Source organism: Pseudomonas sp. P9_2 (genome assembly GCF_034008255.1).
Lineage (GTDB): Bacteria > Pseudomonadota > Gammaproteobacteria > Pseudomonadales > Pseudomonadaceae > Aquipseudomonas > Aquipseudomonas synxantha_A.
On record NZ_CP125376.1, the window covers coordinates 2,924,408 to 2,944,025 of the forward strand.

Sequence of the window (19,618 nt, forward strand, 5' to 3'; positions counted from 1 at the left end):
TTGCTGAGTATTCAGACAATAAAAAACGCCAGCAAGCTGGCGTTTTTAATGTGTAGCGTATCGGGTGAACGTCCGACCAGGCTTAGCCCAGCAGAGTCGCCCAACCTTCAACTACGTCACCGCCCCACTTGGCTTTCCACTCTTTCAGAGTTTTGTGGTTGCCACCTTTGGTTTCAATCACTTCGCCGTTGTGCGGGTTTTTGTATTGCTTGACTTTGCGAGCACGCTTGGTGCCAGTAGTTTTTACAGCGCCGCGCGGCGCTTTAACTTTCGATTCTGGATCCAGCAGCGCGATGATGTCACGCAGGGATTTGGAGTATTCACCCATCAGGGTGCGCAGTTTGCCTTCGAATTCCAGCTCGGTTTGCAGCTTGTCGTCTTGGGACAGGTTCTTCAAACGGGCTTGCAGCTCTTTGATTGCTTCTTCGGTGGCGCGGTATTCGTTGATCAGGGACATGTGGACTACCTTATGTAGAACGCTGATTGACAGGGTGAGTGGCCTAATAATAGTCAGGCAATTTCACCAAGTAAACATTTAAGAAGATATTTATGTGAAGCAGATTGAATGTTTGTGGCAACGCGATGCAAAAGTGTTAATTGGCAGCCGTTACGTCGAAAGATAAATACCTTAATTTTTCGCTAACTGTCTGGGCGTACCGTTGTACGGTCATATAGCGATGGTAAAGCCTTACGCTATTAAGGGCTGTTGCCACCAGGCGGCTGCAGAATAAGGCGCAAGGAATACTGCAGTTTTTCTGCGCAATCGCTAGAATAGCGGCCTTTGCGAAGTTCTGGAGTTTCCCCCTAATGCGCACTTTTCGGCTGGTGATTGCTTGCCCGGACCGGGTTGGCATCGTTGCCAAGGTCAGTAACTTTCTGGCTTCCCACAATGGTTGGATCACCGAGGCGAGCCATCACTCGGACGATCTCAGCGGTTGGTTTTTCATGCGTCACGAAATTCGTGCCGATACGCTGCCCTTTGGCCTGGAAGCTTTCCGCGAGGCGTTTGCGCCCATCGCTGAAGAGTTTTCGATGACCTGGCACATCACCGACACGGAACAGAAAAAACGCGTGGTGCTGATGGCCAGCCGCGAATCCCACTGCCTGGCAGATCTGCTGCACCGTTGGCACAGCGACGAGCTGGACTGCGAGATCGCCTGCGTGATCTCCAACCATGACGACCTGCGCAGCATGGTCGAGTGGCATGGCATCCCGTACTACCACGTACCGGTCAACCCGCAGGACAAGGAGCCGGCATTCGCCGAGGTGTCGCGCTTGGTCAAGCAGCACGAAGCGGATGTGGTGGTGCTGGCGCGCTATATGCAGATCCTGCCACCTGAACTGTGCCGCGAATACGCCGGCAAGGTGATCAATATCCATCACAGTTTCTTGCCATCGTTTGTTGGGGCCAAGCCGTATCACCAGGCTTCCCTGCGCGGCGTGAAATTGATTGGCGCGACGTGCCACTACGTCACCGAAGAGCTGGACGCCGGCCCGATCATCGAACAGGACGTGGTGCGTGTCAGCCACAGTGACAGCATCGAAGACATGGTGCGGTTTGGCCGGGACGTCGAGAAGATGGTGCTGGCGCGTGGCCTGCGTTACCACTTGGAAGATCGGGTATTGGTACACGGCAACAAGACCGTGGTGTTCTGATCGTTCGGGTTTGGTTGAATAAAAAAGGGCCTGGGAGTAAAACTCCTCAGGCCCTTTTTTATTCCTGCTCTCAAGGAGGCCTCTATGACCGATCCACTCGATAAAGCCACCTCCAGGGCGCCCGCTACGGTGGGCGAGGGTTGTCTGAGTCGCTACGACCCGCAGGCGCTGGGCGCCGAGGATGGTACTGAGTTTCCCGATGCGGCCCGTTTGTGGGAACAGCTGCAGGCGCAGGACGAGCCGCCTGTCGACCGTGTAAAAGACGCTTGAGCAGCGGTTTGCCGACCATCAGCACAAAGACCGGGGCGCCGGCCAGCAGATAGAAGTAATAGGTGACCGCCCGCCAGATCAGGATTGCCGCTGCCGCAGTGGACTTGCCGACCATGGGGGCCAGTAAGGCCGCTGATGTCAGCTCTGCTGCTCCCGCCCCGCCCGGCAACAGACTGAACTGCCCCGCCGTCAGGGACAGCATCTGGATCAGGAAGCTCAAGGCCCACTGCACATCCCCGCCCAAACCGCGCAGCGCCAGGTACAACACGCTGTAGCGCAACAACCAATGCAGGCTGGTCAGCGCGAACACTCCGAGCAACAAGGGCCAGGGTAATTTCAGTGTGGCAGTGAACGCCGCGAGAAAACGCAGCAACCTGCGAGCCCAGCGCCGACGGGCGGGGGCCCTTACCCTAATGGCCTTGAGCATCGCGCCGGCCAGGCGAATCAGCCGACGATGAAAACGCACCACCGCCAGGCCACTGATGATCCCGCCGATCATCGATATGACACTGAGCCCCAGCAACCATTCCAGGCGCGGGTTGAGGCTATGGAACAGCGCATACAAAACGATTCCCGCCAAGGCGCACAGAAAAAACAGCAAATCGCTCAACTGGTCCATGGCGAATACCGCGCTCGCACGGGCAGGGCGTATGCCATTGCGCGCCAGCAACGCCATCAGGGTCAGCGGTCCGCCGCTGCCGCCGGGCGTGGCGCACATGGCGAACTCGGTCGATATCACTGCCCCCAGGCTTTTGAGCCGTCCCAGTTGGCTGCCTTGCTCGCCCAGCAACAGGCGCAGACGCAGGCTGTTGATCAGCCAGCAGCCGATAATCATGGCAAACATCCCCACTAGTTGGGGTAAGGGAAACTGCCGCAGGCGCGTAACCGTTTCGCCGCCGCCCAGCCATACGGGTATCAACAGTGCGACCAAGAGGGCCAACAGCAGCCAGATCAGTCGGCCCATGACTGCGTCTTCAGCCAGGCGGCCTTGGTGTGGGGGCGACGACCCGCGTTGAGCAGGCGTTGCAGGGTTTGCAGCCAATAACCACGGGAAAACTCGTGGCGCATGTCCACCGGGTGCAATCCCAATCGGATCAACGGGGCCTCGCGCCAGCGCTGCTCGCGCCGGTCGCTGAGCACTTTGGACAGCCCGCGGCGCCAGGCGCTGCGAGCGCTCCAGACCAGACCCGGGGCATCGATAGGGGTGAAGTCAGGCAGGCGATAAAGATGCTGCGGGTCGCTGGTGTAGCAAAGCGGTAACTGGCGCAACGCCTGGCGGGTGCCTTCGCTCATCAACCAGGCCGGGGCGACAAAGCCGTGCAACGGCCAGTCATTGCGCTGGAATATTTCGATGCCGGCAGTAAGACGCCGCAACGCCTCGGCCTCGGACAACTGGTAAAACTCGCCTTCATGGGTGTAGATGCGCCGCATGAACCACTCTTTCGGCGAACGCGGCGCAGGTTGGTCGTCGCAGTGGTAATAGCCGTGCAAGGCGAGTTCGTCGCCCTTGGCGATGCGGCTGTCGAGCAGTTGGCGAAAATCGCGGTGGGCTGCCAGGGCATCATGGTGATGGAAGTCTGGCACCACCAGCCAGGTGATGGGCACGTTGCCCAAGGCATCGACGGCCTCGACAAAAGGCCGGTAGTCGGCCCAGGTGCTCGGTGCCACGTCGTGCAGCACCAGCATCAGCGCAGGTTCAGCCATGGGCGAGCATCGGCTTGTGACTGCCCAGCACCGCGTGGTAATGCCCCAGCAGGCTGTCGACCACCGTGTCCCACGCGTAATGCTGCTCGACATGGCGCCGAGCCTGGGCGCCCAAACGCCGGCTGTCGGTGCTGAACAGTTCGCGCACCGAATCGGCCATCGCCTTGGGGTCGTTGGGGGCACACAGCAGGCCACAGCGCTCATCGACAATCTCGGTAAAGGCCCCGGCCGCGACGGCGACGACCGGGATGCCACTGGCCATGGCTTCCAGAATCACCAGGCCGAAGGTTTCCTGGTCGCCACCATGCAACAAGGCGTCGGCGCTGGCCATCAGGCGGGCAACATGGTGGGCGGGGCGGAAACCATCTATCACAGTGACATTGTCCGGCACGCTGGCTGGCATACCGGAGCCCACCAGCAACAAGTGGTAGCCCTCGCCCAGGCGCTTCATGCAGTTGAGCAGTACCGGCAGGTTCTTCTCCTTGGAACCGCGTCCGGCGAAGATCAGCAGCCGTGTATCCTGGCCAATCCCCAGTTCGGCGCGCAGGCCGGGGTCGCGCACATCCGGGGTGAAGGTGTGCAGGTCAACCCCCAGAGGTTGGACGAAGACGTTTTTTACCCCGAGTCCACTGAGTTTGTCGGCCATTACCTGGCTGGGGGCGAGCACCCGGTCAAAATTCCCATAGAGTTTGCTTACATAGGCTTCAACGTTGGGAGTAAACCAGGGTCCCATGCGGTTGCTCACCAGCAGCGGCAGGTCGGAGTGGTAGAAGCCGATGACCGGCACATCCAACTGACGCCGGGCATCCAGCGCGGCCCAGGCAGTCAGGTATGGATCGCCGACCTCGATCAGATCGGGCTGTAAATCGTGCAGGACATTTCGCCAGGGCGCCAGGCGAAGGGGGAAGCGGTAACCCTTGCCAAAGGGCAGGGCAGGGGCCGGTACTTTGAAGACCCCGTCCTGTTCGCTCAAGTGCGCGCCGGGGATCAACAGGCTGTGGCGAATCCCGGGCTTGAGCGCCAGACGTCGATGCTTGGCATCGAGGTAAGTGCGTACGCCACCGCTTGCCGGGGCGTAGAACATGGTTATGTCAGCGATATGCACGATGAACATCCCTCCGATCCATTGCTCTCCCTAGATGGACCTGAGGTAAGGATAGATGTTCGGTTTAGATTCGCAGGATGAAGGTGGCGGGAGCGGACAAATGCACTGTGTAGGAGCGAGCAAGCTCGCTCCTACAGGTGGATTAAGGTGGGGGACCTCAGATCCGGAAGCTACCCACCAATTGCTTCAGGCGCGAGGCCTGTTGTTCCAGGTCCGAGCAGGCGCGCAGCGTCGATTGCAGGTTTTCCACCCCTTCCTGATTGAGGGTGTTGATCTCGGTGATGTCCATGTTGATCGACTCCACTACCGAGGTCTGTTCTTCAGTGGCGGTGGCGACCGACTGGTTCATACCGTCGATCTCGCCAATGCGCTGGGTCACGCTGTTCAAGCGCTCACCGGCCAAGTTGGCGATTTCCACGCTGTCCAGGCTGTGACGCTGGCTTTCACTCATGGTACTGACCGAATCGCGCGCGCCCACTTGTAGCTCCTCGATCATCGTTTGCACCTGTTGCGCCGATTCCTGAGTGCGATGGGCCAGGTTGCGCACTTCATCGGCCACTACCGCAAAGCCACGCCCGGCTTCCCCGGCGCGCGCCGCTTCGATAGCGGCGTTGAGCGCCAGCAGGTTGGTTTGCTGGGAGATGCTGGTGATCACTTCGAGGATCTGGCCGATATTCACCGTCTTGTTGTTAAGTGCTTCGATATTGCTGCTGGAGGCGCTGATCATGTTCGATAACTGCGTCATTGCCTTGATATTGCGCTCAACCACTTGCTGGCCGTCTTCAGCCAAATGCCGGGCGTCGCTGGCCTGATTGGAGGCTTGCGCGGCGTTGCGTGCGATCTCCTGGGCGGCGGCACCCAACTGGTTGATGGCAGCGGCGACGCTGTTGGTGCGGTTGGCCTGTTCGTCGGAGTTGACCATCGACGAATTGGAGGCGCTGACCACGCGCAGCGCCACTTCATTGACCTGCTCGGTGGCTGACGACACTTCGCGAATCGAGGTGTGGATGCGCTCGACGAAGCGGTTGAAGGCCGTACCCAGGGTGCCGAACTCATCGTTGTTCTGGATGATCAGGCGCCGGGTCAGGTCGCCCTCGCCGTCGGCGATGTCCTGCATGGCCCGGGTCATCAGGTGCAGCGGTTGCAGCAGCACGCGGATCAACATGCCCAGCAAGGCGATGATGATCACCACCGCGATGATCGTAGCGATCACGGCTGATGTGCGGAACTCACTGAGCATGGCGAACGATTTGGCTTTATCCACCGAAACACCCAGGTACCAGTTCACCGATGGCAGACCCTTGATCGGGGTAAACGTCACGATGTTGGTTTTGCCGTTGGCTTGTACTTCGCTGAAGTCGCTGCTGATCTTCGGCGTGTCCTTTGGATACACGTCAGCCAGGGTCTTCATCACCAGGTTTTTGTCCGGGTGCACGAGCACCTTGCCGTCGGCACTGACCAGAAAGGCATAGCCCATGCCGCCAAAATCCAGCGCGCCAATGTTATCCACCAGGGTTTGCAGGCTCAGGTCGCCGCCTACCACGCCGACACTTTGGCCGCCCTTGGCGCTGGGGGTGGCCACGGAGATGATCAGTTGCCCGGTGGCCGCATCTATATAAGGTTCGGTCAGGGTTGAGCCATTGCTGGCCTGGGCGCCCTTGTACCAGGGGCGAACACGCGGGTCGAAGCCGTCGGGCATCTTGGTGTCAGGGCGAATGGTGAAGGTGCCCTGGCTGTCACCCACGTAGGTCGCCATGAACGAAGACGTCAGCGCTTTCTGTTCCAGTAGGCCGGCAACCACAGACGGTTCAGGATTGATGGCAATGTTTTGCGCAGCGTTTTCCACCAGGGCGATACGCCCGGTGAGCCAGGTCTGGATATTGCTGGCGGTAACGTCGCCCATTTCGTGCAGGTAGTTATTGAGGTCGTCACGAATCGCATTGCGCTGCAGGTAGTCGTTGTAAAGGGTGAACAACGCGAAGGCGGCGATGACGATAAGGGAGGCTGCAAGCAGGATCTTGTGGCTGAAGCGCAGATTTTTATTCATGGCTTGTAGGGTCCGCTAAGGTCTTAATATCCGAGGCGCGTCCTATAGGGGAGGCGCAAAATGGCAGCGTTAAAAAAGGTGTGGTATTTCTGGTGATAGCTCCGTTGGTCCATATCGGAATTATCTGACCGTTTTTTAGTCTTTGTCGGGCTTACATCCGTCTATATCGACCTCGCGGCACTAAAGATTAACCATAGGTGACGAAATGCCTGACTCCACACAACTGCTTATCGGTGCCGGCCTTGACGGCCAGCCCATCGCCCAGTCCATGCGCCTGGCCAACCGTCATGGGTTGATCGCCGGCGCCACCGGCACCGGCAAGACCGTCACCTTGCAGCGCCTGGCCGAAGCCTTCAGTGATGCGGGCGTGGCGGTGTTCGCCGCCGACATCAAGGGCGACCTCTGTGGCCTGGGCGCCGCCGCCAACCCTCAGGGCAAAGTGGCCGAGCGCATTGCCGGTATGCCGTTCCTGGACTACACGGCCCAGGCGTATCCGGTCACCCTGTGGGATATCCACGGGCAGTCCGGTCATCCGCTGCGCACCACCATCAGCGAAATGGGCCCGTTGCTGCTCGGCAGCTTGTTGGAGCTGACTGACAGCCAGCAATCGGCGCTCTATGCGACCTTCAAGGTGGCCGACCGTGAAGGTCTGTTGCTGCTGGACCTCAAGGATCTCAAGGCACTGCTCAATCACCTGCGCTATCACCCGGAGCTGCTGGGTGACGACGCGGCGTTGATGACCACCGGTTCCAGCCAGGCGCTGTTACGGCGCCTGGCGGTGCTGGAGCAGCAGGGCGCCGAAGCCTTGTTTGGCGAGCCGGCCCTGCAACTTGAAGATATTCTGCAACCGGCCAGCGATGGCCGCGGGCGCATTCACCTGCTCGATGCCAGCCGGCTGGTGCATGAAGCGCCGAAGGTCTACGCGACCTTCCTGTTGTGGCTGCTGGCAGAGTTGTTTGAGCAATTGCCGGAGCGTGGCGATGCCGACAAACCGCTGCTGGCGCTGTTTTTCGACGAGGCGCATTTGCTGTTCGCGGATACGCCAAAAGCCTTGCAGGAACGTCTGGAGCAAGTCGTACGCTTGATCCGCTCCAAAGGCGTCGGCGTGTACTTTGTCACCCAATCGCCGGGCGACTTGCCGGATACGGTGCTGGCGCAATTGGGTTTGCGCATTCAGCATGGTTTGCGCGCGTTCACCGCCAAAGAGCAGAAATCCCTGCGGGCGGTGGCCGACGGTTTCCGGCCCAACCCGACCTTCGATACCTTGTCGGTGCTCACAGAGTTGGGGACGGGTGAGGCGTTGGTGGGAACCTTGCAGGAAAAGGGCACCCCGGAAGTCGTCCAGCGCGTACTGGTTGCTCCCCCGCAATCGCGGATCGGACCGCTCAGCGCAGCAGAGCGTGCGGCGTTGGTCGCCAGTTCGCCGCTGTTGGGCCGCTATGACAAGCCGGTTGACCGGGAGTCGGCCTATGAAGTGCTGATGGCTCGCAAGGAACTTGGGCCCACCGAGGAAACCGCACCGACCGCCGAAGAACCGAGCTTTACCGACAAGGCCGGTGCGTTCCTGGGGACTACTGCCGGCAAGGCGCTGAAGTCAGCCATGCAGCAGGCGGCCAATCAAATGGGGCGCCAGTTGGTACGTGGCCTGTTGGGCTCGTTGCTGGGCGGCAGCAAACGCAAGTAGTGTTCAGGCTTTGGGCCGGGCATGGGCGGCCAGCCGTTCCAGGGCTGCGCGCAAGCCTGGGTCGCTGATCCCTTCGGCGGTTGCCTGGAGGGTTTCGGCCGCATTTTCCGACAGGTCCATCGTATGCCCCACTGCGCCTTGCGGCACGGTGGGCGGCTGTACCTTGAACTGAATGCGCGTCAAACCGGCGAACTCATCAAAGACCATCAACTGGCGCTGCAAGCGTTTTTGCTGATAGCGCAAGCGTGTGGCCCAATGGCCATCAGTGACAATTAATAGCAGATTGCCTTCTCGCCAGGACGCCACATGACAATGCTCACGTGCGGCCGGTTGCAACTGGCTTTCAAGCAGGCGCTGCAAACGGCCCAAGCGTTGCGCATGGCCAAAGATGGCTTTCAACGGCTTGGCTTCGCGAAGCAACACGCCGGGAGCGCGGGCTGTAAGAGGGCGAAATGCCATGTTTAGACACCTTAGGTAACAGAGCGGTTATCTTACCAGAAAGCGCCGGTACGCCCCGCAGCCATGCGTTGGCTGGGCTTTACCCATGAAATCAATAAGTAACTTCTGCGCTCTATGGGTTGAAGTTCGCGCAAAAGCCCTTATTTTAAACAAGCCCTCTCATAGCGCCGCGCCTGCATCGGGAAACAACGTTACTTTCCTCACCCACGATTCCGGGTAGAATGCGCGTTCGCAATGCGGCCGTGAGGGCTGCTCGGGCCACTCACGGTGCGCCCTCCATCCCTATGTGTGGAAGAACCTGCCGATATGTTTGCGCCTTTGTTAAAGAAACTTTTTGGAAGCAAGAATGAGCGCGAAGTCAAACGCATGCTCAAGACGGTGCAGCTGGTCAATGCCTTCGAGGAGCAGATGGTTGCTCTGTCGGACGAGCAATTGCGCGCCAAGACCCAAGAGTTCAAGGCCCGCATAGCCAAAGGTGAAACCCTCGACAAGCTGCTGCCCGAAGCCTTCGCGGTCGCCCGCGAAGCCGGTAAGCGCGTTATGGGCATGCGCCACTTCGACGTCCAGTTGATCGGCGGCATGACCTTGCATGAAGGCATGATTGCCGAAATGCGTACCGGTGAAGGCAAGACCCTGGTGGCAACCCTGGGCGTTTACCTCAACGCACTGTCCGGCAAGGGCGTGCACGTTGTGACGGTGAACGACTACCTGGCCCGCCGGGACGCCAACTGGATGCGCCCGCTGTATGAATTCCTCGGCCTGACCGTCGGCGTGGTAACGCCGTTCCAACCGCCGGAAGAGAAGCGCGCTGCCTACGCCGCCGATATCACCTACGGCACCAACAACGAATTCGGTTTCGACTACCTGCGCGACAACATGGCGTTCAGCATGGAAGAAAAATTCCAGCGTGAACTCAACTTTGCCGTGATCGACGAAGTCGACTCCATCCTCATCGACGAAGCCCGTACGCCGCTGATCATCTCCGGCCAGGCCGAAGACAGCTCGCGCCTGTACACCGAGATCAACAAGTTGATCCCGCGCCTGGAGCAGCACATCGAGGAAGTCGAAGGCGTGGTGACCAAAGAAGGTCACTTCACCATCGACGAGAAGACCCGCCAGGTCGAACTCAACGAAGCCGGTCACCAGTTCGTCGAAGAGATGCTGACCCAGATCGGCGAGCTGGCCGAGGGTGAAAGCCTGTACTCGGCGCACAACCTGGGCCTGTTGACCCACGTGTATGCTGGCCTGCGCGCCCACAAGCTGTTCCATCGCAACGTCGAATACATCGTGCAGGACGGCCAGGTCGTGCTGGTTGACGAACACACCGGTCGTACCATGCCCGGTCGCCGTCTGTCCGAAGGCCTGCACCAGGCCATCGAAGCGAAGGAGCACCTCAACATCCAGGCCGAAAGCCAGACGTTGGCGTCAACCACCTTCCAGAACTACTTCCGTCTGTACAACAAACTGTCCGGCATGACCGGTACGGCCGACACCGAAGCGTTCGAGTTCCACCAGATCTACAACCTGGCCGTGATGGTCATCCCGCCGAACAAACCGTTGGCGCGTAAAGACTACAACGACCTGGTGTTCCTGACTGCCGAAGAGAAATACGCGGCGATCATCAATGACATCAAGGATGGCATGGCCAAGGGCCGCCCGATCCTGGTGGGTACCGCCACCATCGAGACCTCCGAGCACGTGTCCAACCTGCTCAACAAGGAAGGCATCGAGCACAAGGTACTCAACGCCAAGTTCCACGAAAAAGAAGCCGAGATCATCGCCCAGGCCGGTCGCCCAGGCGCACTGACCATCGCCACCAACATGGCCGGTCGTGGTACCGACATCCTGTTGGGCGGTAACTGGGAAGTGGAAGTGGCCTCGCTCGACAACCCGACCCCTGAGCAGATCGCCCAGATCAAGGCTGACTGGCAGAAGCGCCACCAGGCCGTGCTGGAATCCGGTGGCTTGCAGGTGATCGCCTCCGAGCGTCACGAATCGCGCCGTATCGACAACCAGCTGCGTGGCCGTGCCGGCCGTCAGGGTGACGCCGGTTCCAGCCGTTTCTACCTGTCGCTGGAAGACAGCCTGATGCGCATCTTCGCCTCCGATCGGGTGAAGAACTTCATGAAGGCCCTGGGCATGCAGTCCGGTGAAGCGATCGAGCACCGCATGGTGACCAACGCCATCGAGAAAGCCCAGCGCAAGGTCGAAGGCCGCAACTTCGACATTCGCAAGCAACTGCTCGAGTTCGATGACGTCAACAACGAACAGCGTAAAGTGATTTATCACATGCGTAACACGTTGCTGGCCGCCGACAATATTGGCGAGACCATCGCTGACTTCCGTCAGGACGTGCTCAACGCTACCGTCAGCGCCCATATCCCGCCACAGTCCCTGCCTGAGCAGTGGGATGTTGCCGGCCTGGAAGCCGCGTTGAAGAGCGACTTCGGTGTCGACTTGCCGGTTCAGCAATGGCTGGACGAAGACGACCACCTGTACGAAGAAACCCTGCGCGAAAAACTGATGGCCGAACTGCTGGCCGCGTACAACGAGAAAGAAGAGCAGGCGAGTGCCGAAGCACTGCGCACCTTCGAGAAGCAAATCGTGCTGCGCGTGCTGGACGACCTGTGGAAAGACCACCTGTCGACCATGGACCACCTGCGTCACGGCATCCACCTGCGCGGTTACGCCCAGAAGAACCCGAAGCAGGAGTACAAGCGCGAGTCGTTCACGCTGTTCTCCGAGCTGCTGGATTCGATCAAGCGCGATTCGATTCGCGTGCTGTCCCACGTTCAGGTGCGTCGCGAAGACCCGATCGAGGAAGAGGCACGCCTGCGTCAGGAAGCCGAGGCACTGGCTGCGCGCATGCAGTTCCAGCATGACGAGGCTCCGGGCCTGGAAGCGCCTGAAGCGTTGGGTGAAGAGGTCGACGTGGCCCTGGCTCAAAGCCCGGTTCGCAATGATCAGAAACTGGGCCGCAACGAGCTGTGCTTCTGCGGTTCGGGCAAGAAATACAAACACTGCCACGGCCAGATCGAATAAGATTTTCGCCTGACGCTGCAACACCCCCGCGCCGCGACCGGCACCAGCCGTCGCGGCGTTTTGCCATTAATTCCCACCGTCGATAGCGACGGCACAGACATCATCTATATTCAAGGAGCGCATACATGGCTGTTGGTCTTGGTCCTTTGCCCACATTGCACCCGGTCGCCGGTTTTGAACTCGGTATCGCTTCGGCCGGCATCAAGCGCCCGGGGCGCAAGGATGTGGTAGTGATGCGCTGTGCCGAAGGCTCGACCGTGGCAGGTGTATTCACCCTCAACGCCTTTTGCGCCGCGCCAGTGATCCTGGCCAAGCAACGGGTGGCCGGGTCGATTCGCTACCTGCTGACCAATACCGGCAACGCCAACGCCGGCACCGGCGAGCCTGGCCTGGTGGCGGCTGCGCGCACCTGCGCCAAGCTGGCGCAACTGGCCGGCGTGGACGCCAGCCAAGTGCTGCCGTACTCCACCGGCGTGATCGGTGAGCCGCTGCCAGTGGAAAAAATCGAAGGCGCCCTTCAGGCTGCGCTGGATGACCTGTCTGTGGATAACTGGGCGGCTGCGGCCACCGGCATCATGACCACCGACACCTTGCCAAAAGGCGCGAGCCGCCAGTTCGTGCATGACGGCGTGACCGTCACCGTGACCGGTATCAGCAAGGGCGCAGGCATGATCCGTCCGAACATGGCCACCATGCTCGGTTATATCGCCACCGACGCCAAAGTCTCCCGCGATGTGCTGCAGCGCCTGATGCTCGATGGCGCCAACAAGTCGTTCAACCGCATCACCATCGACGGCGATACTTCCACCAACGACTGCTGCATGCTGATCGCCACTGGCCAGGCCAACTTGCCGGAAATCACATCCACCGAAGGCCCGCTGTTCGCGGCGTTGAAACAGGCCGTGTTTGAAGTGTGCATGGAGGTGGCCCAGGCCATCGTGCGCGACGGCGAGGGCGCGACCAAGTTCGTCACGGTTGAAGTCAATGGCGGCGGCAACCATCAGGAATGCCTGGATGTGGGTTACACCGTGGCTCACTCGCCGCTGATCAAGACTGCATTGTTTGCATCGGACCCGAACTGGGGGCGTATCCTGGCCGCCGTTGGCCGTGCCGGCGTGCCGGACCTGGACGTGAGCAAGATCGACGTGTTCCTGGGCGACGTATGCATCGCCAGCCGCGGTGCCCGTGCCGAAACCTACACCGAAGCCCAAGGCTCGGCGGTGATGCAGCAGGAAGAAATCACCATCCGCATCGAACTGGGCCGCGGCGAGTGCAGCGAAACCATCTGGACTACCGACCTGTCCCACGAATACGTGAAGATCAACGCGGAATACCGTACCTGATACCAAGAGGAAACTGGTGGTGAAACGAGTGCATGTAGCAGCAGCGGTGATCCGCGGTGTCGACGGCAGGATCCTGTTGGCGCGCCGTGCCGATACCCAGCATCAAGGCGGCCTTTGGGAATTTCCCGGAGGCAAGGTGGAGGCCGATGAGTCGGTCGCCACGGCCTTGTCCCGTGAATTGCAGGAAGAGCTGGGCATCCAGGTCACCACGGCGCGGCCGCTGATCAAGGTGCAGCACGACTACCCGGACAAGCAGGTATTGCTGGATGTCTGGGAAGTCTCGGCTTTTACCGGCGAGCCTCATGGGGCCGAAGGGCAGCCGTTGGAATGGGTGTCGCCGCGGGACTTGCTCAACTACGAGTTCCCGGCGGCGAATGCGCCGATTGTTGCTGCTGCGCGCCTGCCCGCCGAGTACCTGATCACCCCCGGTGAGCTGGAAACCCCGATGTTGTTGCGCGGTATCCAGAAGGCCATCGCCGGTGGCATCAAGCTGGTTCAACTGCGTGCGCCCAACGGTTATGACCCCAAATACCGCGATCTGGCGGTGGACGCGGTGGGCCTGTGTGCCGGCAAGGCACAACTGATGCTCAAGGGGCCGTTCGAATGGCTGGGGGATTTCCCTGCCGCCGGCTGGCACATGACCTCGGCGCAACTGCGTAAGTATGCGAGCAAAGGCCGACCGCTGCCGAAGGATCGCTGGTTGGCGGCTTCTTGCCACAACGCCGAAGAGCTGGCACTGGCAGAGATGATGGACGTGGACTTTGTCACGCTGTCGCCGGTACAGCCGACCCAGACGCATCCGGATGCGCAGCCTTTAGGTTGGGAGCAGGCGGCTGAGTTGATCGCCGGCTTCAGTAAGCCGGTGTTTCTGCTGGGCGGGGTTGGGCCTGCGCAGCGGGAGCAGGCCTGGGAAGCCGGGGCGCAAGGCGTGGCTGGGATTCGGGCGTTCTGGCCGCAGGTTTGATGTTGCGCTGATGGGCCCTATCGGGAGCAAGCCCCTCCCACACTTGAATGTATTCACAATTCAAAATGTGGGAGGGGGCTTGCTCCCGATGAGGTCTTGCCAGTCACTCGATCAATCTCAGTGTGGCTTGGCAGCGGCCTGCCACAACACTTCAGCAACACCTTGGCGCCGGGCAATCACCCTGGCCGCCACAAACAGCAAGTCCGACAACCGATTGATATACGCCAATCCCACCCCCTCCAGCGGCTCCAGCGCATTCAGGTGCTGACACCGCCGCTCCGCACTGCGCGCCAGGCTACGACACACATGGGCTTGGGCGATCAACGCCGAGCCGCCAGGCAGGATGAAGTTCTCCAGCGGCCCAACCTCCTCATTCCAGCGATCAATCGCCGCTTCCAGCCGATCCACTTCCGCCGCATTCAATGCCTTGTACACCGGCATCGCCAGCTCGCCGCCCAGGTCGAACAGGCGATGTTGGCAAGGTGTGAGCACCTCAATCACATCCATTAGCGCCGGGTGCTTGCCGCTTTGCTCTTCAAGGTTGGCCAGCAGCAAGCCCAACTGGCTGTTCAGCGTATCCACCTCGCCAATCGCCTCCACGCGTGGGTGGTCCTTGGGTACGCGGCGGCCGTCGCCGAGGCCGGTCTCGCCCTTGTCGCCGGTACGGGTGTAGATCTTCGACAGGCGAAAGCCCATGGTCAGTGCTCCAGTTGGGTAAGTTCAGTGGGGGGCAATTGGCTGCCGGCAAGCGGCAGGCGCAAGGTAAAGCACGTGCCCTGGCCCAGGGTGGAATGCACTTCCATCTGGCCCTTGTGGTTGTTGGTAATGATGAAATACGACACCGACAGCCCAAGCCCGGTGCCCTGACCGATTTCCTTGGTGGTGAAGAACGGCTCGAACGTGCGTTTGCGCACGTTTTCGCTCATGCCGATGCCGTTGTCTTCCACCTGGATTTCTGCCCACGGCGGGTTGAGGCGGGTGCGCAGGATAATGCGCCCCGGTTCGCTGTCGTCTTCACGCAGGTGAATGGCCTGGGCGGCGTTCTTCAGCAAATTGAGCAGCACTTGTTCCAGCTCGTTGGCGGTGCCGGGCACGGGGCCCAGTTGCGGGTCGAACTGGCGGATGATCGCTTGGCCCTTGAAGTCGAAGCCGATGGTGAGGTCGAAATCGTTGCCGGCAATTTCCACAGCCTGGTCGATCAAGGCCGGCAAGTCGCAGGGGGCCATCTGACGATTACTGCGCCGGCTGAAGCTGAGCATGTGGGTGACGATTTTCGCGGCGCGGGCGCCAGCTTGCTGGATGCCGTCGAGCAACTGCGGGACTTCGCGGCCTTGCAGGTAGCGATTGACCGTGTCCAGTTCAATCCCCACTTGTTCGGCGAGCTCCAGGTTCTTGGGCAGGTCGGGGGACAGTCGGCGGCGAATGTTCTGCACGTTATGCAGGATGGCGCCCAGAGGGTTGTTGATCTCATGGGCCATACCGGCCGCGAGGCCGCCGACCGAAAGCATCTTCTCAGATTGCACCATCATTTCTTCCAGGGACAGGCGCTGGGTGATGTCGTCGATCCGGATCACCACGCCGCGCCCGGCACCGCCCATCAACGGATAGAACGTCAGGGCGTAATGCTTGGGCTCGTCGTCCTTGATCCAGGTGACCCGTTCTATCCGCTCCACCGAGTGTTGCTCTACCGTTGCCTTGATTTGTGGCAGGTACGGCTTGAGCGGCTGGAAGGCCAGAAAGATCGGCTGGTTCAGAGCTTCGTCCAGGCGCGTGCCGGAAAGGGCAGTGGCTTCCTGGTTCCACTGAGTGACGTAGAGCTGTTCATCCAGGGCGATCAGCGCCGAGGGCATCGAGTCGATGATGCTGTTGAGGTAGTTCTGGAAACCGGTGAGTTTTTTCTCGATTTTGCTGCGCACCTGAACTTCCAGTTCGAGCTTGCGGTTGGTATGCCGGGTTTCTTCGGCCAAACCCTGGGCCTGGTCGTAGGCGGCCTGGGAGTCGTCGCGGGCGCGCTTGAGTTGCTGCTCGCGGGCTTCGATACGCGACAGCATGGTGTTGAAAGCTTCGGCCAGGCTGCCGATTTCATCATGGTTGCCGGGCCCTGCGCGCAGGGCGTAGTTCTCTTCGCGGGTGACCTGGCGCGAAAGCTCTTCCAGTTCATGGATGGGGCGGGTAATCAGGCGTTTGATCTGCCGGGCGATGACCAGCCACAGCAACACACTGAAAATCAGGATGCCCAGGCTCGCGGTCAGCGTGCCGGTATAGAAGGCCACCGGCAGCTCACTTGTGGCCACCAGCAGCAAATGCCCGGAAGGCTGGTTGCCGCGGGGCAGGGTGATGACCTGGTTGCTGCGAAATTCGGTAACACGCCACGCTTCAATATGCCGGTAGTGGTCCGGCAGGTGCAGGCGGTCGCCGTGTTGCATCTGCGCCAGGCGGTTGCCTTCGCCGTCATACAGGGCGGCGGCGCGCAACGGTGAATAGCTGGTCAGTTCGTTGAGCAGTGCCTCGGCCTTGGCCGGGGATTCAAGCGCCTGTGCGGCAAGCGACGGGTTGGACACCAGCCGACCGATGGCCTGCAAGGCCTGGGGGGCCATGCTTTCCTGGGAGATCCAGTAAGCAGCGCTGATAAACGTCAGGTTGGCCACCAGCAATACGGTGGTCAACAGTACTAGCAGGGCCGCCAGCAGTTTCTGCCCTACCGGTAGATTTTCAAGACGCTGGCGCAATGGCATCAGGGTTTTCCCAGGTGATAGACAGGTAGGCAGGGTAGCGCGTGCCTCAGTCGCTGGCCAATCCGCGTGCGAGCAAATGCGTCACCAGGCGCGCATGCACCTGTTGCAGATGCGGTACTGCCAACTGATGGCGGGCCGCGGCCTGGCAAGCGTAGCCCAGCAGGTAGCTGATCTCGGTACGTCGGGCGTTGGCGACGTCCTGGTACATGGAGGAATAGTTGGCGGCGGTGGCCTGGATCACTCGCTCGACTTCGCTGTGCAAGTCCTGTGCAGCCGCAGGCTGGCCGCAGCGCTCCAGCAGTTCGGCCAGTTCGGCGCAGAGCGTGGCGACCTCGCAGTGGTGGGCGCTCAAACCGCCGTTGCGGCAGTGGTACAGCACGGTCAGTGGGTTGATGGCGCAATTGAGCGCGAGCTTGCGCCACAGGCGCGTCAGGATATCGGTGGCCCATTCATGGGGAATGCCCGCCGCTTGCAGATCATCCAGCCACAGCGGTGGGGTGGGATGGCTCGCGTCACCCAGCCAAGTGTAGCCATGGCCGGCGAATACCACGCGCCAATCGCCATCGCGAAATGCACCTTCAGTACTGGAGGCAAAGATGCAGCGCGCCGACGGCCATTGCGCAGCCACCGCGTCCTGGCTGCCGAGGCCGTTTTGCAGCAGGATCAATTCGGCGTCCGGCGCCAGCCGATGCTGCAACTGGGCGATGGCGCTTTGAGCGTCGTAGGCTTTGCATGCTACTAGCAGACGCCGAATCGGCTCCGGGCTGTCAGGCGTTTCGCCGATGACCGGATAAGTCTGTTCCACACCGCGTTCCACCAGGGTCAGCCCTTGGCTGGCGCGATAGCTGGCCAGGCGCGCCTGGTTACGAAGAATCAGCCTGACAGGCACGCCGGCGCGCGCCAATCGCGTGGCCCAGAGGGTGCCCAGGCTGCCGGCGCCAAGAATATGCCAGGGGGTCGACATCAGTGTGTGCTCCATAAGGTCGCCAGCGGTGAACGGCGCGAAAGAACCGCTATAATGCCCCGGCATTTTAGCTCGGGCGCGCTCCATCTCTACTGAGCCTGCCCCTTATATTGGAGAAATCACATGCCTTCGTTCGACGTGGTATCTGAACTGGACAAACACGAAGTCACCAACGCCGTCGAGAACGCCGTCAAGGAACTGGACCGTCGCTATGACCTGAAAGGCAAGGGCAGCTTCGAATTCAAGGAAAAGGAACTGACCGTCAACCTGACCGCTGAAGCCGATTTCCAGCTGGAAGCGATGATCGAGATCCTCAAGCTGGCCCTGGTCAAGCGCAAGATCGACGTGCAGTGCCTTGAAGTCAAGGACGCCTATGCTTCTGGCAAGCTGATGAAGCAGGAAGCCGTGCTCAAGGAAGGCATCGACAAGGAACTGGCGAAGAAGATCGTCGCCCACATCAAGGACGCCAAGCTCAAGGTCCAGGCCGCCATTCAGGGCGAGCAGGTTCGCGTCACCGGCAAGAAGCGCGATGATCTGCAAGAGGCTATTGCGGCCCTGCGTGCCAAGACTTTCGATATGCCGCTGCAGTTCAATAACTTCCGCGACTGATGGCACTTTGGGGAACCTGTGGGTGTTTTTGACGTCCCACGCCCCAGAATCAGTGCCTACAATTGAGCCCTTCGGGGCTCAATTGCGTTTTCAGGCAGTCAATAGAGCCCTATCGCCGCACCACAGGAGAAAGTAGATGGATTTGAACGCTGAAATGGATCACCTGATCAAGACCTCCCAGTCTTGGATCCCCATGATCATGGAATATGGCAGCCGGGTATTACTGGCAGTGATCACCCTGGCCATTGGCTGGTGGCTGATCAATGTCTTTACCCATCGTGTAGGCCGTTTGCTGGCCGTGCGCAACGCCGACCTGGCGCTGCAGCACTTCGTCACCAGCCTGGCGAACATTGCGCTGAAAGTCATGCTGATCGTCAGCGTGGCCTCGATGATCGGCGTGGCAACCACCTCGTTCGTCGCTGCCATCGGTGCGGCAACCCTGGCGATCGGCCTGGCATTGCAGGGCAGCCTGGCGAACTTCGCTGGTGGTGTGCTGATTCTGCTGTTCCGTCCGTTCCGCATCGGTGACTGGATCGAAGCCCAGGGCACCTCGGGTACCGTCGATAGCATCCAGATCTTCCACACCGTGATCCGCACCGGCGACAACAAGACAGTGATCGTGCCGAACGGCATCCTGTCCAATGGCATCATCACCAACACCAACCGCCAGCCAACCCGCAAAGTAGTGTTTGATGTAGGCGTGGACTATGAGGCCGACCTGCAAAAAGCCCGTGAAGTGTTGCTGGAGCTGGCCAAAGACCCACGCGTGCTGGCTGATCCTGCGCCTGTAGCGGTGGTATCGACCCTGGGCGACAGCTCCATCACCGTTTCGCTGCGCTGCTGGACCAATACCCCGGATTATTGGGACGTGGTGTTTATGTTTAATGAACTGGCACGTGACCGTTTGAAAGCGGCAGGGATTGATATTCCGTTCCCACAACGGGTTATTCGCGTGATGCAGGAAAGTGCGCCGAAATAACTTGGCGTACTGCTATCGAAGTTGGCCGAAAGGTCAGCTTTGATAAACTAGTTACTT

General features: G+C 60.3%; 16 protein-coding genes and 1 pseudogene. 7 read left to right on the forward strand and 10 right to left on the reverse strand.

The window, feature by feature from the left end:
- Nucleotides 1–82: 82 nt before the first annotated feature.
- Entirely contained in the window at nt 83–457 is a 375-nt protein-coding gene (gene mvaT, locus QMK52_RS13045) for a histone-like nucleoid-structuring protein MvaT (protein ID WP_005790963.1), read from the reverse strand.
- A gap of 350 nt (nt 458–807) precedes the next feature.
- Between mvaT and purU the strand changes: the two genes are divergently transcribed.
- Complete coding sequence (gene purU, locus QMK52_RS13050; protein ID WP_005790961.1) at nt 808–1,656, forward strand: formyltetrahydrofolate deformylase; 849 nt, start codon at nt 808–810, stop codon at nt 1,654–1,656.
- 124 nt (nt 1,657–1,780) lie between these two features.
- On the opposite strand, the gene QMK52_RS13055 is transcribed toward purU, so the two are convergent.
- The 5 genes and pseudogenes from QMK52_RS13055 to QMK52_RS27390 form a co-directional block, all read right to left on the reverse strand.
- Nucleotides 1,781–2,890, reverse strand: coding sequence for a lysylphosphatidylglycerol synthase transmembrane domain-containing protein (locus QMK52_RS13055; RefSeq protein ID WP_320404159.1), 1,110 nt, complete (start codon nt 2,888–2,890; stop codon nt 1,781–1,783).
- Nucleotides 2,878–3,630, reverse strand: coding sequence for a polysaccharide deacetylase family protein (locus QMK52_RS13060; protein WP_320404160.1), 753 nt, complete (start codon nt 3,628–3,630; stop codon nt 2,878–2,880). The genes QMK52_RS13055 and QMK52_RS13060 overlap by 13 nt, the downstream gene beginning before the upstream one ends.
- Nucleotides 3,623–4,744 carry a glycosyltransferase family 1 protein gene (locus QMK52_RS13065; protein ID WP_320404161.1) on the reverse strand — a complete coding sequence of 374 codons (1,122 nt, stop codon included), beginning with the start codon at nt 4,742–4,744 and terminating at the stop codon, nt 3,623–3,625. The genes QMK52_RS13060 and QMK52_RS13065 overlap by 8 nt, the downstream gene beginning before the upstream one ends.
- Before the next feature lie 148 nt (nt 4,745–4,892).
- Nucleotides 4,893–5,657, reverse strand: coding sequence for a methyl-accepting chemotaxis protein (locus QMK52_RS27385; protein WP_413817845.1), 765 nt, complete (start codon nt 5,655–5,657; stop codon nt 4,893–4,895).
- Between the two features lie 93 nt (nt 5,658–5,750).
- Nucleotides 5,751–6,782: pseudogene (locus tag QMK52_RS27390) on the reverse strand (cache domain-containing protein); the annotation flags it as partial.
- 205 nt (nt 6,783–6,987) lie between these two features.
- Between QMK52_RS27390 and QMK52_RS13075 the strand changes: the two are divergent.
- Nucleotides 6,988–8,466: a helicase HerA-like domain-containing protein gene (locus tag QMK52_RS13075; RefSeq protein WP_005790951.1), complete on the forward strand. Its 1,479-nt coding sequence runs from the start codon at nt 6,988–6,990 to the stop codon at nt 8,464–8,466.
- A 3-nt stretch (nt 8,467–8,469) separates the two neighbouring features.
- On the opposite strand, the gene QMK52_RS13080 is transcribed toward QMK52_RS13075, so the two are convergent.
- On the reverse strand, nt 8,470–8,925 hold the full coding sequence (locus QMK52_RS13080; protein WP_005790949.1) for a DUF721 domain-containing protein: 456 nt from the start codon (nt 8,923–8,925) through the stop codon (nt 8,470–8,472).
- A gap of 306 nt (nt 8,926–9,231) precedes the next feature.
- Between QMK52_RS13080 and secA the strand changes: the two genes are divergently transcribed.
- From secA to QMK52_RS13095, 3 genes are all read left to right on the forward strand, one after another.
- Nucleotides 9,232–11,967 carry a preprotein translocase subunit SecA gene (secA, locus tag QMK52_RS13085; RefSeq protein ID WP_005790947.1) on the forward strand — a complete coding sequence of 912 codons (2,736 nt, stop codon included), beginning with the start codon at nt 9,232–9,234 and terminating at the stop codon, nt 11,965–11,967.
- 125 nt (nt 11,968–12,092) lie between these two features.
- The gene (argJ, locus tag QMK52_RS13090; RefSeq protein WP_005790945.1) at nt 12,093–13,310 is read left to right on the forward strand and encodes a bifunctional glutamate N-acetyltransferase/amino-acid acetyltransferase ArgJ; all 1,218 of its coding nucleotides are present in this window, start codon (nt 12,093–12,095) and stop codon (nt 13,308–13,310) included.
- 19 nt (nt 13,311–13,329) lie between these two features.
- Entirely contained in the window at nt 13,330–14,274 is a 945-nt protein-coding gene (locus QMK52_RS13095) for a Nudix family hydrolase (protein WP_005790943.1), read from the forward strand.
- A gap of 117 nt (nt 14,275–14,391) precedes the next feature.
- Here the strand turns inward: QMK52_RS13095 and QMK52_RS13100 are convergent, their stop codons facing one another.
- From QMK52_RS13100 to QMK52_RS13110, 3 genes are read right to left on the reverse strand one after another with little or no spacing between them, the layout of a single operon-like run.
- Nucleotides 14,392–14,970: a cob(I)yrinic acid a,c-diamide adenosyltransferase gene (locus QMK52_RS13100; protein WP_005790941.1), complete on the reverse strand. Its 579-nt coding sequence runs from the start codon at nt 14,968–14,970 to the stop codon at nt 14,392–14,394.
- A 2-nt stretch (nt 14,971–14,972) separates the two neighbouring features.
- Entirely contained in the window at nt 14,973–17,009 is a 2,037-nt protein-coding gene (locus QMK52_RS13105; RefSeq protein WP_148852627.1) for a sensor histidine kinase, read from the reverse strand.
- 46 nt (nt 17,010–17,055) lie between these two features.
- Entirely contained in the window at nt 17,056–17,973 is a 918-nt protein-coding gene (locus QMK52_RS13110) for a putative 2-dehydropantoate 2-reductase (RefSeq protein WP_194439082.1), read from the reverse strand.
- Between the two features lie 123 nt (nt 17,974–18,096).
- Between QMK52_RS13110 and QMK52_RS13115 the strand changes: the two genes are divergently transcribed.
- Nucleotides 18,097–18,582, forward strand: coding sequence for a YajQ family cyclic di-GMP-binding protein (locus tag QMK52_RS13115; RefSeq protein WP_003193880.1), 486 nt, complete (start codon nt 18,097–18,099; stop codon nt 18,580–18,582).
- A gap of 136 nt (nt 18,583–18,718) precedes the next feature.
- Nucleotides 18,719–19,561, forward strand: a complete 843-nt coding sequence (locus QMK52_RS13120; protein ID WP_005790935.1) for a mechanosensitive ion channel family protein — start codon at nt 18,719–18,721, stop codon at nt 19,559–19,561.
- Nucleotides 19,562–19,618: the final 57 nt, after the last annotated feature.